The sequence below is a fragment of the Streptomyces sp. NPDC006385 genome, assembly GCF_040612485.1.
Classification (GTDB): Bacteria; Actinomycetota; Actinomycetes; order Streptomycetales; family Streptomycetaceae; genus Streptomyces.
This window is the reverse complement of record NZ_JBEXQG010000008.1, coordinates 177,821-191,179: the sequence shown is the minus strand read 5'-3', so window position 1 is coordinate 191,179 and position 13,359 is coordinate 177,821. Positions and strand designations below refer to the sequence as shown.

14 protein-coding genes are annotated in these 13,359 nt (G+C 68.7%); 7 read left to right on the top strand and 7 right to left on the bottom strand.

Going from position 1 to position 13,359, the window contains the following annotated elements; translation table 11 throughout:
- The first annotated feature begins 33 nt into the window (after positions 1–33).
- From ABZ078_RS09095 to ABZ078_RS09080, 4 genes are all read left to right on the top strand, one after another.
- Complete coding sequence (locus tag ABZ078_RS09095) at positions 34–456, top strand: arsenate reductase ArsC (RefSeq protein ID WP_356573165.1); 423 nt, start codon at positions 34–36, stop codon at positions 454–456.
- Complete coding sequence (gene trxB, locus ABZ078_RS09090) at positions 453–1,442, top strand: thioredoxin-disulfide reductase (protein ID WP_356573163.1); 990 nt, start codon at positions 453–455, stop codon at positions 1,440–1,442. The genes ABZ078_RS09095 and trxB overlap by 4 nt, the downstream gene beginning before the upstream one ends.
- Before the next feature lie 28 nt (positions 1,443–1,470).
- On the top strand, positions 1,471–1,794 hold the full coding sequence (gene trxA, locus ABZ078_RS09085; protein WP_062704256.1) for a thioredoxin: 324 nt from the start codon (positions 1,471–1,473) through the stop codon (positions 1,792–1,794).
- Between the two features lie 71 nt (positions 1,795–1,865).
- Positions 1,866–3,299 (top strand): FAD-dependent oxidoreductase, encoded by a 1,434-nt coding sequence (locus ABZ078_RS09080; RefSeq protein WP_356573161.1) that lies wholly within the window; start codon positions 1,866–1,868, stop codon positions 3,297–3,299.
- Between the two features lie 16 nt (positions 3,300–3,315).
- Here the strand turns inward: ABZ078_RS09080 and ABZ078_RS09075 are convergent, their stop codons facing one another.
- Positions 3,316–3,711: a metalloregulator ArsR/SmtB family transcription factor gene (locus ABZ078_RS09075; protein ID WP_062704254.1), complete on the bottom strand. Its 396-nt coding sequence runs from the start codon at positions 3,709–3,711 to the stop codon at positions 3,316–3,318.
- Positions 3,712–3,877: 166 nt separating this feature from the next.
- Between ABZ078_RS09075 and ABZ078_RS09070 the strand changes: the two genes are divergently transcribed.
- Positions 3,878–4,582, top strand: coding sequence for a three-helix bundle dimerization domain-containing protein (locus tag ABZ078_RS09070; protein WP_356573159.1), 705 nt, complete (start codon positions 3,878–3,880; stop codon positions 4,580–4,582).
- 137 nt (positions 4,583–4,719) lie between these two features.
- Positions 4,720–5,721, top strand: a complete 1,002-nt coding sequence (locus ABZ078_RS09065) for a DUF4238 domain-containing protein (protein ID WP_356573157.1) — start codon at positions 4,720–4,722, stop codon at positions 5,719–5,721.
- A gap of 21 nt (positions 5,722–5,742) precedes the next feature.
- Here ABZ078_RS09065 and ABZ078_RS09060 read toward each other — a convergent pair whose 3' ends face one another.
- From ABZ078_RS09060 to ABZ078_RS09035, 6 genes are all read right to left on the bottom strand, one after another.
- The gene (locus tag ABZ078_RS09060; RefSeq protein WP_356573155.1) at positions 5,743–6,033 is read right to left on the bottom strand and encodes a hypothetical protein; all 291 of its coding nucleotides are present in this window, start codon (positions 6,031–6,033) and stop codon (positions 5,743–5,745) included.
- A 17-nt stretch (positions 6,034–6,050) separates the two neighbouring features.
- Positions 6,051–6,833, bottom strand: coding sequence for a response regulator transcription factor (locus tag ABZ078_RS09055; protein WP_356573153.1), 783 nt, complete (start codon positions 6,831–6,833; stop codon positions 6,051–6,053).
- Positions 6,834–6,896: 63 nt separating this feature from the next.
- The gene (gene pstB / locus ABZ078_RS09050; RefSeq protein ID WP_356573151.1) at positions 6,897–7,745 is read right to left on the bottom strand and encodes a phosphate ABC transporter ATP-binding protein PstB; all 849 of its coding nucleotides are present in this window, start codon (positions 7,743–7,745) and stop codon (positions 6,897–6,899) included.
- A gap of 62 nt (positions 7,746–7,807) precedes the next feature.
- Positions 7,808–8,719 (bottom strand): phosphate ABC transporter permease PstA, encoded by a 912-nt coding sequence (gene pstA / locus ABZ078_RS09045; RefSeq protein ID WP_356573149.1) that lies wholly within the window; start codon positions 8,717–8,719, stop codon positions 7,808–7,810.
- Positions 8,719–9,669, bottom strand: a complete 951-nt coding sequence (gene pstC / locus ABZ078_RS09040; protein ID WP_356573147.1) for a phosphate ABC transporter permease subunit PstC — start codon at positions 9,667–9,669, stop codon at positions 8,719–8,721. The genes pstA and pstC overlap by 1 nt, the downstream gene beginning before the upstream one ends.
- A complete protein-coding gene (locus ABZ078_RS09035) occupies positions 9,666–10,652 on the bottom strand; it encodes a PstS family phosphate ABC transporter substrate-binding protein (protein ID WP_356573145.1) in 987 nt (328 codons plus the stop codon). Before ABZ078_RS09035 ends, pstC begins: the two co-directional genes overlap by 4 nt.
- Before the next feature lie 465 nt (positions 10,653–11,117).
- Here ABZ078_RS09035 and ABZ078_RS09030 point away from each other — a divergent pair, with 465 nt between their 5' ends.
- On the top strand, positions 11,118–13,133 hold the full coding sequence (locus ABZ078_RS09030; RefSeq protein ID WP_356573234.1) for a PhoX family phosphatase: 2,016 nt from the start codon (positions 11,118–11,120) through the stop codon (positions 13,131–13,133).
- The last annotated feature ends 226 nt before the right edge of the window (positions 13,134–13,359 follow it).

Genomic DNA, 13,359 nt, shown 5'->3' with positions numbered 1-13,359 from the left:
CCCGCCTTCGCTGCGAGACAAGAGAGACCTCTGATGTCCGACAAGCCCTCCGTGCTCTTCGTCTGTGTCCACAACGCCGGCCGTTCCCAGATGGCCGCGGCGTGGCTGACCCACCTGGCCGGGGACCGCGTCGAGGTCCGCTCCGCCGGCTCCAACCCGGGCGAGCACGTCAACCCGGCCGCCGTCGAGGCCATGGCCGAGGTCGGTATCGACATCTCCGCCGAGGTGCCGAAGATGCTCACCGTCGACGCGGTCAAGGAGTCCGACGTCTGCATCACCATGGGCTGCGGCGACACCTGCCCGGTCTTCCCCGGCAAGCGGTACCTGGACTGGCAGCTGGAGGACCCGGCGGGCCAGGGCGTTGAGGCCGTGCGTCCGATCCGTGACGAGATCAAGGTGCTGGTCGAGGGCCTGATCAAGGAGATCGCGCCGGAGAAGCCGGAGACCACCGCGTGAGCGAGATCCGCAACGTCATCGTCATCGGCTCCGGCCCCGCCGGATACACCGCTGCGCTCTACACCGCCCGCGCCAACCTCAAGCCGCTCGTCTTCGGCGGCGCGATCTTCGTCGGCGGCTCGCTCACCACGACCACCGAGGTCGAGAACTTCCCCGGCTTCCCCGAGGGCATCGACGGCCCCGTTCTCATGGAGAACATGCGGGCGCAGGCCGAGAAGTTCGGCGCAGAGATCGTCGAGGACGACGTCGTCGAGGTCGACCTGACCGGCGACATCAAGACCGTCACCGACACCGCCGGGACCGTGCACCGGGCGCGGACGGTGATCGTGGCGACCGGCTCCGGCTACCGCAAGCTCGGCCTGCCGAACGAGGAGGAGCTGTCCGGCCGAGGCGTGTCCTGGTGCGCGACCTGCGACGGCTTCTTCTTCCGCGACCGGGACATCGTCGTGGTCGGCGGCGGGGACACCGCGATGGAGGAGGCCACCTTCCTCACCCGCTTCGCCCGCTCGGTCACCGTCGTCCACCGCCGCTCCACTCTGCGCGCCTCGCAGGTGATGCAGAACCGGGCGTTCGCCGACGACAAGATCTCTTTTGCCTTCGACAGCGAGATCGCGGAGATCAAGGAGAAGGACGGCATGCTCGGCGGGGTCGTCCTGCGCGACGTCTTCACTGGCGCCACCCGCGACCTGGACGTGTCCGGCCTGTTCATCGCGATCGGCCACGACCCGCGCAGCGAGCTGTTCAAGGGCCAACTCGACCTGGACGACGAGGGCTACCTGAAGGTCGCCTCGCCCTCCACCCGTACGAACATCCCCGGCGTTTTCGCCGCCGGGGACGTCGTCGACCACACCTACCGCCAGGCCATCACCGCCGCGGGGTCCGGCTGCCAGGCGGCTCTCGATGCCGAGCGGTACCTCGCCGCCCTGGGTGACACCGGCGCCGGGGCGACCACGGTCGAGGACGAGTTGGTCACGGCTGCCGTCTGACCCTCACCACCCGCAGGAGACAAGCACCATGACTCTCAAGAGCGTCACTGAGGAGTCCTTCGACCAGGACGTCCTCAAAAGCGACAAGCCGGTCCTGGTCGACTTCTGGGCCGCCTGGTGCGGCCCGTGCCGGCAACTCGCGCCTTCCCTGGAGGCGATCGCCGCCGAGCACGGCGACAAGATCGAGATCGTCAAGCTGAACATCGACGAGAACCCGGCGATCGCCGCCCAGTACGGCGTGATGTCCATCCCGACGATGAACGTCTACAAGGGCGGCGAGGTCGTGCAGACCATCGTGGGCGCCAAGCCCAAGGCCGCCCTCGAGCGCGAGCTCGCCGACCACCTCGCCTGACGCGACCGACGGTGGGGTGCCCTGCGCACCCCACCGCACGCTTCTCTCCCCACTCCGACGGAGGTATCCCGGTGCCCAGCAAGCGCATCGTCGCCGTCGGCGGCAGCGACGCCGGCATCAGCGCCGCGCTGCGCGCCCGCGAGCTGGATCCCGACAGCGAGGTCACCGTGGTCGTGGCCGACGCGTACCCGAACTTCTCCATCTGCGGCATCCCGTACTACGTCTCCGGCGAAGTCGGGCACTGGAGCAACCTCGCCCACCGCACCCTCGCCGACCTCAAGGCCACCGGCATGGAGGTCCGCACCGACACCCTGGCCACCGGCATCGACGTGGCCGGCAAGCTGCTGGCGGTGCGCGGCGCGGACGGACGGAGCGAGGAACTGCCGTACGACGCGCTGATCGTCGGCACCGGCGCGGTCAGCGCGCGCCCACCCATCGACGGCCTGACCGGGCCCAATGCTCTCGGCCCACAGGACGGCGTGCACCTGCTGCACAGCATGGGCGACACCTTCGAGGTCATGCAGACCATCGCCGAGCGCCGCCCCAAGTCGGCCGTCGTCATCGGAGCCGGTTACATCGGCCTGGAGATGGCCGAGGCTCTGACCACGCGAGGCATCGACGTCACGCAGATCGAGGCCCTGCCAGAGGTCCTGCCGACCGTCGACCCCGAGCTCGGCGCCCTTGTCCACGCCGAACTCGAAAGCCACGGCGTCGAAGTCATCACCGGAACCCAGGTCTCCGCGATCAGTCGCGACCCCTCCGGCGAGGTCCTGCATGTCCGGGCCACCGGACCGACCGGCAAGACCTTCACCCGCGGCGCCGACCTGGTCCTGGTGGTGGTCGGCGTCCGCCCCGACACCACGCTCGCCGCGACCGCCGGGGCCAAGCTCGGCGTGAAGGGTGCGATCGAGGTCGACGAGTACATGCGCACCTCACTGCCCGAGGTCTACGCGGCCGGAGACTGCGCCGTCACCCACCACCGCCTGCTCGGCAAGACCTGGCTGCCGCTGGGCACCACCGCCCACAAGCAGGGCCGGATCGCCGGAGAGAACGCCCTCGGCGGCCACCGCTGGTTCGCCGGCAGCCTGGGCACCCAGGTCGTCAAGGTCTTCGACCTCGTCGCCGCCCGCACCGGCCTGCGCGACCACGAAGCGCGAGCCGCCGACCGAGGCTGGAACCCGGCCACCACCGCCAGCCGCCCCGACGACCACAAGGCGTACTACCCGGGCGCCTCACCGGTCTCGATCCGCGTCACCGGCGACACCAGCAGCGGTCTCTTGCTGGGCGCCCAGCTCGTGGGACAGCGCGGCGCGGAGATCTCCAAGCGTGTCGACACCTACGCCACCGCGATCTTCCACGGCATGTCGGTCGACGGGGTGAGCGAGCTCGACCTGTCCTACACTCCGCCGCTCGGCTCCCCGTGGGACGCGGTACAGGTCGCGGCGCAGGCGTGGATGAGCGAGCATCAGCTCGACGTACAGCGCAGCATCCTGAGCGCGTCGTAACGCCGAGGGTGGGGGCTCAGGCGGCCACAGGCTCCGGCTCGATTGCCGACGCCGGGTCGAGGATTTCCCGCACGCGGCGCAGTCCATCGTGGTTGAGGGAGTACCAGACCCACGTGCCGCGGCGGTCGCGGTTGAGCAGCCCGGCCTCAGTCATCACCTTCAGGTGATGACTGACAGTCGGCTGACGCAGCCCCAGGCACTCGGTGAGGTCGCAGACGCACGCCTCACCCTTCGGCGCGCGCTCGATGAGGCGTAGCAATTGCAGACGGGTTGGGTCGGCTATGGCTTTCAGCATGGCGGCGAGCCGCTCTGCCTCCTCACGGTCGATCAGCAGGCAGGACAGGCCCGGCGTACACGTCTCCGCCTCGTCAGACACCGCCTTCGCCTCCTCGCCATACGTAGAGATAGCCATCTATTCACCATAAGCGCCGGTCAGGTGTTCCCCCGGCGTTCGAAGACCCTCCTACCCACTTGTTCACCCAGGGTTCACTTTCGCTCCGCCCTGTCCAATACATAGACAGGCACCTATGATGCGAGGCAGGGAGAGGTTTTCTGTCGCGAACGGAAGAGGTGCCCCCATGGACGAGCAAAGCCGCTTCGGCCCGGCCACCCCTCCCCTTCACGACACCGGACCGGTCCTGGAGCGCATCGCCCGCCGCCTGGCCACACGCCATGGCCGCGCCTTCTCCCGCGAGACCATCGCCGCCTACGTCGAGGAGTGCGCCGAGCTCCTCGGTCACCGAGCCCGAAACACCCTCCACCTCCCGATCCTGGTGGAACGGTTCGCCGATCAGCGCCTGGGCGCGTTGGCCAAGGCGTCGGGGCTGTGCCCCAAGCCGGTTCCGCAGGTGCTGTTCGTCTGCACCGAGAATGCCGGCCGCTCCCAGCTGGCCGCCGCTCTCCTTCGCCACCGGGCCGGGGACATGGTGAAGGTCCGCACGGCCGGCTCCGATCCAGGATCCGAGATCTCCCCGATCGTGCAACAGCTGCTTGCCGAGCGCGGCCTGGGTACGGATGACGAGTTCCCCAAGCCCGTTACGTCCGAGGTCGTCGCCGCGGCCGACGTCGTGGTGACGCTCGGCTGCGGTGACGCCTGCGCCGTACTGCCGGGCCGACGCTATGTGGACTGGGACCTGCCCGAGCTGTCGGGGTTGGACATCGAAAGTGCGCGGTCGGTGTGCACGGCTCTGGCCGCACGGGTGGACGGCCTCGCCCGCGAGCTGGTCGACGCCCCGATCCCCGGCGCCTCTTCGGATCACGGCCATCTCGGACACAGCATGTGATGTGCCATCGCTGACGCAGCCCCCGTCACAGCGACCCGCCGCTCCCGCCGAGCTCCAGGGCAAAGTCGCTAACAGGTGCCCTGCGGCGCGCTGTTTACTTGCCGTGGAGCATCACATCGCGGGGAGGGAGCGGGTACGTGGGCAGAGCGTCCGCAGGAAAGAAGGCGGCCAGAACAGGCAGGACGCGTGACCACACCGTTCCCCAGATGTACTTGCGGCACTTCGCCGAACATCAGGCACGTCGTCAGTACGAACTGCGTGTGCGGCGCCTCGACAACCCCGACCGGGCTTTCCCGGCGGCACCGAGCGCGATCGGCGCCGAGCGCGGCTTCTACTGGGGCACGACCCTGGACGGCGTTCCCCATCACTCGTGCGAGGAGCTCTTCACCTCGCTGGAGGGCAACGCCGAGACCGCCCTCAAGACGATCCTCGATGACAAGGACTGGGCCCTGACACCACAGTGGCCGCTCCGACCCGAGCAACGCAGCGCCCTTTCCTGGTGGATGGCGGCACAGATCCTGCGCACCACGCGCCAGCGCAAGCGCCTCTCTCACACTCGACCGCCGTCCGAGGACGCTCCCGACCTCCCTGACGACATCGCCAGGATCGCCGCGAACAACCCCCACCTGCGCTACATCGTCGAGAACATCGCCGTCCTGGCGTTCGTGCTGCACAACCGCCCCTGGGGCCTCGGCTTCAGCGATATGTGTCTGCTCACCAGCGACGTCCCGGTGGTCATATGGAATCGCCCTGACGCGGACGATCAGGTCCTCGCCGTGGCCCAGAGCGACATCATGCTGCCCCTGGACCCGCACCGGCTCCTGTTCCTGCCCAGCCCGGCCGAGCAACTGACCGACCCGCGCAAGAGCACGGACCACCTCCTGCACATAGAAGGTGCCGTCGGCATGGCCCTGGTCGAGGTCGCCTACAACGTGGCAGACCAGTTCGTCGTCCACCATCCCCGCCACGACCCGTGGCTGCACTGGAAACCGCACAGCCCTCGCCAGCCGAGACCCTGGGCCGGAGAAGACCATTCGGCTCCGCAGTACGTGATCCAGTACCCAGTGTTCCCACCTGACCGGAACATCGAGCGCCGCTGGACCATCGAGCATCCGCCGCCCAGGACTGCCGCGTCCTGACCACGTCCCTCCGCTTGGCGGTCAGGCGCGTGCGTCAGTGAGGCAGAGGGAGATCAGCGTCCGTGCCTCGGCGAGCGTGGGGGCGGTGATGATCTCCGCCATGGTGATCCAGTCAGTGGTGAAGGTCTGCCACCGCGTCTGGCCAACGGCCAGGAACCGCACCTGAACCCTGGCCGAAAGCCAGCCCTTTCGGTGCATGAGCGTGCCGACGGTAGGGATGTGGTGACGGCCGTGGACGATGCCCCACCGGGGGTAGCGCGTGGCCCAGATCGGCAGGTCGATGTAGGAGTCCTCTTCCTGCCCCTCCGGCACGGGACTCCTCCCCCCATTTATCGCGCCCGAGCCGGGCGAGATGTCGGCGTGCTCTGCGTCTCGGCGCACGCGCCGGGGCCGCACTCGAAGCGGTAACCCATGCCGCGGATGGCGTCGATGGTGCAGCAACTGCCCGCTTCCTGGATCTTGTTACGTACGCGCCGTACGTGCACGGTGAGTGTGTTGCTGTCCGGCTTCTCGGTGCCCCAGAGAGCCGCGGTCAGCTCCTGGCGGCTGATCAGCTTGTTGGAGCGTTCCATGAAGTAGCGCAGCAGTAGGAACTCGCGCACCGGCAACTGGAGGGAGCGACCGCGTACGTACACGTGGAAGCCGGCGACATCGAGTTCGACGTCGCCGACCACAATGCGGGCCTGCGCGTCGGTGTCGAGGCGAGGCATGAGCAGCGGCAGGATCTCCTCGGCCCGGTAGGGGCGGGCGACGAACGCCACCGCGCCCGCCGCCACCGCCCCGGTGGCCTCCTCGGCGCCGTCGGGGCCGGCGCCCACGATGACCGGGACCGGGTGGAGCCGGGCGATGAGCGCGGTGACCTGGGCGGCGCTGACCACGGGCAGCGGTGCGCTGAGCAGCACCGCGCCGGGGTGCTGCACACCGAGCTGGAGCAGGGCTTCTGCTCCGTCGCGGCAGACCACCGTGGACACGCCCGCGGCGGCGAAGCGGGCGACGACCTTGGCGGCCAGGTCGGCGTCGGGCTCGGCCAGCAGCAGGTCCGGGGGCGGCGTGCCGTCGCCGGGACCGGTTTGGGAGCCGGTCGCCGTCGGCCGGTGCGGTTCGGGTGTCACCCGGTGAACTCCTTTACGTGAAGCGCGCAAAGGGGCGGTCGCAGGACTCGATCTCGATCTCCGTCAGCCGAAGCGGCCGGAGATGTAGTCCTCGGTGCGCTGGTCGGAGGGGTTGGAGAAGATCCGCTCGGTCTCGTCGTACTCGACGAGCCGGCCGTGGCGTACGCCCTTGTCGTCCACGTCGGCGGTGAAGAAGGCGGTGCGGTGCGAGACGCGCGCGGCCTGCTGCATGTTGTGCGTGACGACGACGATCGTGAACTCCTGGGCCAGGTGCTCCATCAGGTCCTCGATCTTCGCCGTGGCGATCGGGTCGAGGGCCGAGCAGGGCTCGTCCATGAGGATCACCTCGGGCTTGACCGCGATGGTGCGGGCGATGCACAGCCGCTGCTGCTGACCGCCGGACAGCGCCAGAGCCGAGGTCTTGAGCTTGTCCTTGACCTCGTCCCACAGCGCGGCGTGGGTGAGGGTCTCCTCGACCAGGTCGTCGAGGTTGCCCTTGAAGCCGCCCACCCGGGGGCCGTAGGCAATGTTGTCGTAGATCGACTTGGGGAACGGGTTGGGCTTCTGGAAGACCATGCCGATGCGGCGGCGCACCTCTATCGGGTCGACGTCACGGCCGTACAGGTCCTCGTTGTGGTACCGGATCTTGCCGGCCACGCGGGCGGTGGGCACCAGGTCGTTCATGCGGTTGAAGCAGCGGATCACGGTGGACTTGCCGCAGCCGGACGGGCCGATCATCGCGGTGATCTGGCGCTGACCGATGGTCATGTTGACGTCGCGGACGGCCTCGTGGTCGCCGTAGAAGACCGACAGACCGCTGACCTCGAAGACCGGACTGGCCAGGGACGGCGCGTCGCGGAAGGTGACCTGGGGGGTCTTGGTGCCGCCGGTGGCGTCGGTGGGTGGGGTCATGACGGGCTCCTGCAAGGCGGAAACGGGCATCTCGGGGCGGCTGGTGGGGTCGGTCACGGGGCTCACCACCGGCGGGAGAAGTGGTTGCGCAGCCAGATCGCCAGGGAGTTCATCGCCAGCAGGATCACCAGCAGAACGACGATCGCGGCGGAGGCGAGCGAGACGAACTCGGCGCGGGACTGGCTGATCCAGTTGAAGATCTGGATCGGCAGGACGGTGAACGGGCTCTGCACACCGGTCGGGTTGAAGGTGATGAACGTCAGCCCGCCGAGCAGCAGAAGCGGCGCGGCCTCACCGATCGCCCTCGACAGGGCGAGGATCGAGCCGGTCGCCATGCCGGGCACCGCGGCCGGCAGAACCTGGCGCCAGATGGTCTGCCACTGGGTCGCCCCCAGCGCGAGGGACGCCTGCCGGATCGACTGCGGTACGGCACGGATCGCCTCGCGCGAGGAGATGATCACGACGGGCAGCACCAGCAGCGACAGGGTGAGCGAGGCCGTCAGGACGGTCTGGCCGAAGCCGAGGCCGCGGGAGATGACGCCGAGGCCGAGGATGCCGTAGACGATGGACGGTACGGCCGCCAGGTTCTGGATGTTGATCTCGATCGCGCGGTTGTACCAGCGGTTGGGATCGGCGTACTCCTCCAGGTAGATCGCGGTGAGGATGCCGGTCGGCAGGCAGTACAGCGCGGTGAAGGCGATCACCCAGATCGTGCCCATGATCGCCGACTGGGCGCCGGCGCTGGAGGGGTCGATGATGTCCGGGAAGTTCGTCCAGATCCGCGAGTCGAGGCGGGGCCAGGCTTCGACCACCACGTAGACCAGCAGCGAAGCCAGGAAGACCACGCCCACGGCGAGCGAGGCCCACAGGCTGAGCTGGAAGAACCGCTCCCGCCACGGCGTGCCCTGGCCCTTGAGGCGGGGAGCCTCGGGAAGGTCCACGGCGAGGTCGCGGTCGACGGTCGGGGAACTCATCACTCGTACACCTCCCGGTACTTGCGCACCAGGCGAATGCTGACCAGGTTCATCACCAGGGTCATGACGAACAGCAGCAGGCCCACCGCGAAGATGGTCTTGTAGCCGAGGGACCCGGTGGGCTGGTCACCGATGCCGGCCGCGGCGATGAACGCGGTCATGGTCTGCATGCCTTCGAGCGGGTTGAAGGACAGGTTGGGGCGCCCGCCCGCCGCGACGGCGACGATCATCGTCTCGCCGATCGCCCGGGAGATGCCCAGCACGATCGCCGCGACGATGCCGGACAGGGCGGCCGGGAACACCACCCGGGTGGAGACCTGCATCCGCGACGAGCCGAGCGCGAAGGCGCCGTCGCGCAGGGCGCGTGGTACGGCGTTCATGGAGTCCTCGGCAAGGGAGGCGATCGTCGGAATGATCATCACGCCCATGACGAAGCCGGCCGACAGGGCGTTGAAGACCTGCGGCGGGTCCCCGACCGGCCAGATGTCCTGCAGCAGCGGAGTGATCGCCTTGAGGGCGAAGAAGCCGTAGACGACCGTCGGGATGCCCGCGAGCACTTCCAGGATGGGCTTGAAGACGCTGCGCACCTTCGGGTTGGCGTACTCGCTCAGGTACACCGCCGCGCCCAGTCCCAGCGGGACGGCCACCAGCAGCGCGATCAGCGTCACCATCAGCGTGCCGGTCACCAGCGGGATGACGCCGAAGCTCGGCGGGGTGAACAGGGCCGACCACTCGGTGCCGGTGAGGAACTCGCCGATGCCCACCTGGCCGAAGAACTCGGCGGCCGGCGGGATCAGCGCGACGACGATGCCGATGGTGGTCAGCACCGAGACCAGGGAGGCGGCCACAAGGAGGACCTTGATGGCTTTCTCGCCATAACGCGGCTGGGACCGCCTCAGGAAGCCGGGGCCTCCCGAGGCGGCCTGCCGCCCGATCGTGGGGGAACTCATGAGCCGTGCGCGGCCTTGAGGGCGTCGAGGGCCTTCTTCAGTTCGGCCTCCTGCTCGGAGTTGAGCGGCACGAACTGGGCCTTCTCGGCGATCTCGGCGTGGTTCTCGACGTAGTACTCGACGTACGCCTCGACCTCCGGCTTGTCCAGCGAGGCCGCCTTCGGGTAGATGAACAGCGGCCGGGACAGCGGCTTGTACGAGCCGTCCTGCACCGTCTGGGTGGTCGGCTCGACACAGCCGTCACCACCGTCGATCTTCAGGACCTTCAGCTTGTCCTTGTTCTCCTCGTAGTACGACAGGCCGAAGTAGCCCATGCCGCCCTTGGAGCCGGAGACGCCCTGGATGGTCACGTTGTCGTCCTCGCTCGGCGAGTAGTCGGTGCGCGAGGCGCCCTCCTCACCGTTGATGGCATCGGTGAAGTAGTCGAAGGTGCCCGAGTCGGTGCCCGCGCCGAACAGTTCCAGCTTCTGGTTCGGGAACTTCGAATCGACCTGGTTCCAGTTGTTGACCTTGGAGCCGGGCTCCCAGATCTTCTTCAGCTGCTCGACGGTCAGGCAGTCCGCCCAGTCGTTGTCCTTGCTGACGACAACGGACAGGCCGTCGTTGGCGACCTGGAACTCCTCGAACTTGATGCCCTCCTTCTCGCAGGCCGCCTTCTCCTCGTCCTTGATCGGACGTGAGGCGTCGGAGATGTCGGTCTCGCCCGCGCAGAACTTCTCGAAGCCACCGCCGGTGCCGGACGTGCCGACCGTGACCTTGACCCCCGAGTTCTCCGCCTGGAAGAGCTGGGCCGCCGCCGTGGACAGCGGCGCCACAGTGCTGGAGCCGTCCACCTTGATGGTGCCGGACAGCTTCTCGCCGCCACCACCGCCGCCGCCGTTCGAGCCCGCGTCGGCACCGCCGCACGCACTCGCGGCCAGCATCACAGCCGCCGTCAGGGCCAGGGGAGCCTTGGCCCGGCGCAACGAAGTGGGAATGTTCACGTGACTCTCGATCCTCGTGTCCGCCGGGTCGTCCCGGCCAGGTGGATGAGGTGGTGCGCAGCGCGCGCCGTTCGGACAGCTGGATCGAATCTCGTCTATGTGAACTTGCGGTGTACGAGCGGCCACCCAGAAATGAACTATAGCCAGTCATCTATATAGAAGGATCTTGTTTCAAGATGACGGAAGCGTGAGTTGAACAGGCCATCCGTCGTGACGCCCCAAGCAGGGTTGCGTGCGGGTTGACCCGCGGAAGCCAGAGCGGAACCAGGGCCCACCAGTGGCCGGTTCCAGCCAACCGGTCACTGTTCGGCGGGAGTTCACCGTCCAGTCACCTCCCACCAGGCGGGCGGCGCTTAGCGTCACGCATCGATGACCGCCTATATCCCGGCGGGAAGCAGATACCCCGACTGCGTGGAGGCAACCGTGCCCGAACAGACCGGCGCCCCAACCACCCGGACAACCGACCTGCCCCTGCTCCCCGGCCCCGGCCACAACACCGCACGCTCCGCCCTCACGTGCCGCTACCGCTGCGGCGACGCCTGCGCGCACGACGCACCGAACCGGACCCTGAACCCGTACTTCGGGGATGTCGTCCAGCAGGCCCTGTCCCGCAGAGGGGCCCTCAAGGGCGCGGCGGTGATAGCCCTGGCCAGCGGCGCCGTTGGCGCTACCGCCTCAGCTTCGGCCGCCCAGGAAGGGACGTCCGGCACCCGCCCGCCGCGCGGTCTGGACTTCACGCCGGTCCCGCCGAACACGACGGACGCCGTCACCATCCCCGAGGGCTACAGCCAGCAGATCGTCATCCGCTGGGGCGACCCGGTCCTGCCCGGCGCCCCGCGCTTCGACGCCCGCAACCAGAGCGCCAAGGCCCAGGCCGGACAGTTCGGCTACAACAACGACTACATGGCACTGCTGGACCTGCCCCACCGGCGCGGACAGAAGCTGCTCGTGGTGAACCACGAGTACACCAGCGAACAGGTCATGTTCTACGGCTACGACCCGGACAACCCCACCCGCGAGCAGGCGGAGATCGCCTGGGCGGCGCACGGGCTGACCGTCCTGGCGGTACGGGAGGACCGCCGCTCGGGCCGCCTGTGGCCCGTGGTCGGGGACGTACTCAACCGGCGCATCACCGCCACCACACCGTTCCTGGTGACGGGGCCTGCCGCGGGCAGCGACCTGCTGAAGACCAGCGCCGATCCCACGGGTCGGAAGGTGCTGGGCACCCTGAACAACTGCGGCGGCGGCATTACCCCGTGGGGCACGGTGCTCAGCGGCGAGGAGAACTTCAACCAGTACTTCGCGGGCGCCGGCGCCGTCACGGACCCCGTCGCCAAGGCCCGCCTGGCCCGCTACGGCCTGCCCACCGGCGCCAGCGAGCGCAAGTGGGAACGCTTCGACGACCGGTTCGACATCGCCAAGGAGCCCAACGAGCCCAACCGGCACGGCTGGGTCGTCGAGATCGACCCGTACGACCCCACCTCCACCCCGCGTAAGCGCACCGCACTGGGCCGCTTCAAGCACGAGGCCGCCGAACCCCGCATCACCGCCGACGGCCGCGTGGCGCTCTACATGGGCGACGACGAACGCTTCGACTACCTCTACAAGTACGTCTCCAAGCACGCCTACAAGAAGGGCACCAGCCGCGCCGCCCGCGAGCACAACATGCGGCTGCTCGACGAAGGCACCCTGTACGTCGCCAAGTTCACCGGCGACAGCCCGGCCGCCGAGATCGACGGCAGCGGAAAGCTCCCGTCCGACGGAGAGTTCGACGGCCGCGGTGAGTGGATTCCGCTCGCGTCGGGCTCGGTCTCGCACGTTCCCGGGATGACCGCGGCGGAGGTGTACGTCTTCACGCGGCTGGCCGCCGACAAGGTGGGCGCCACGAAGATGGACCGCCCCGAGGACGTCGAGCCCCACCCGCACACCGGACGCGTCTACGTCGCCCTGACCAACAACAAGGACCGCGGCGCCGCCGGCAAGGCTGGCCCCGACGAGGCCAACCCGCGCACCGGCAACAAGCACGGCCACATCCTGGAACTGGAGGAGACCCGCTGCGACGCCGCCGCCAAGACCTTCCGCTGGAAGCTCATGCTGGTGTGCGGTGACCCGGACGACCCGTCGACGTACTTCGCTGGCTTCGACAAGAACCAGGTCAGCCCGATCTCCTGCCCCGACAACGTCGCCTTCGACGAGTACGGCAACCTGTGGATCGCCACCGACGGTGCGGCCCTCGGCTTCAACGACGGCCTCTTCGCCGTGCCCGTGAAGGGCTCCCGGCGCGGGCACGTGCAGCAGTTCCTGACCGTGCCCAAGGGCGCCGAGTGCTGCGGCCCCATCATCACCAAGGACCGCATCCTGGTCGCGCCCCAGCACCCGGGCGAGACCGACGGCGCCACCGCCGAGAACCCCGGCTCCACCTGGCCCGACGGCCCGGGCAAACTCCCACGCCCGTCGGTCGTCACAGTCTGGGCCGACTAATCACCAGCTGATCAGCCGCAGCAGGAGGATCCGCCCTCCGAGACCACCTCGGCCACCAGCCGCGGCACGGTCTCGGAGGCTGTCGCGCCCACATCCGGCTTGGAAGCGCGCACGATGACGGAGTGCATTCCTTCGGCAACCTGGTGCGTGGACGTCCATCCCGGTGAATCCGGCCGCCTCCAGCCACTGCCTCGAAGATGCGAGGACCAACGGCTCGATGCCGCAC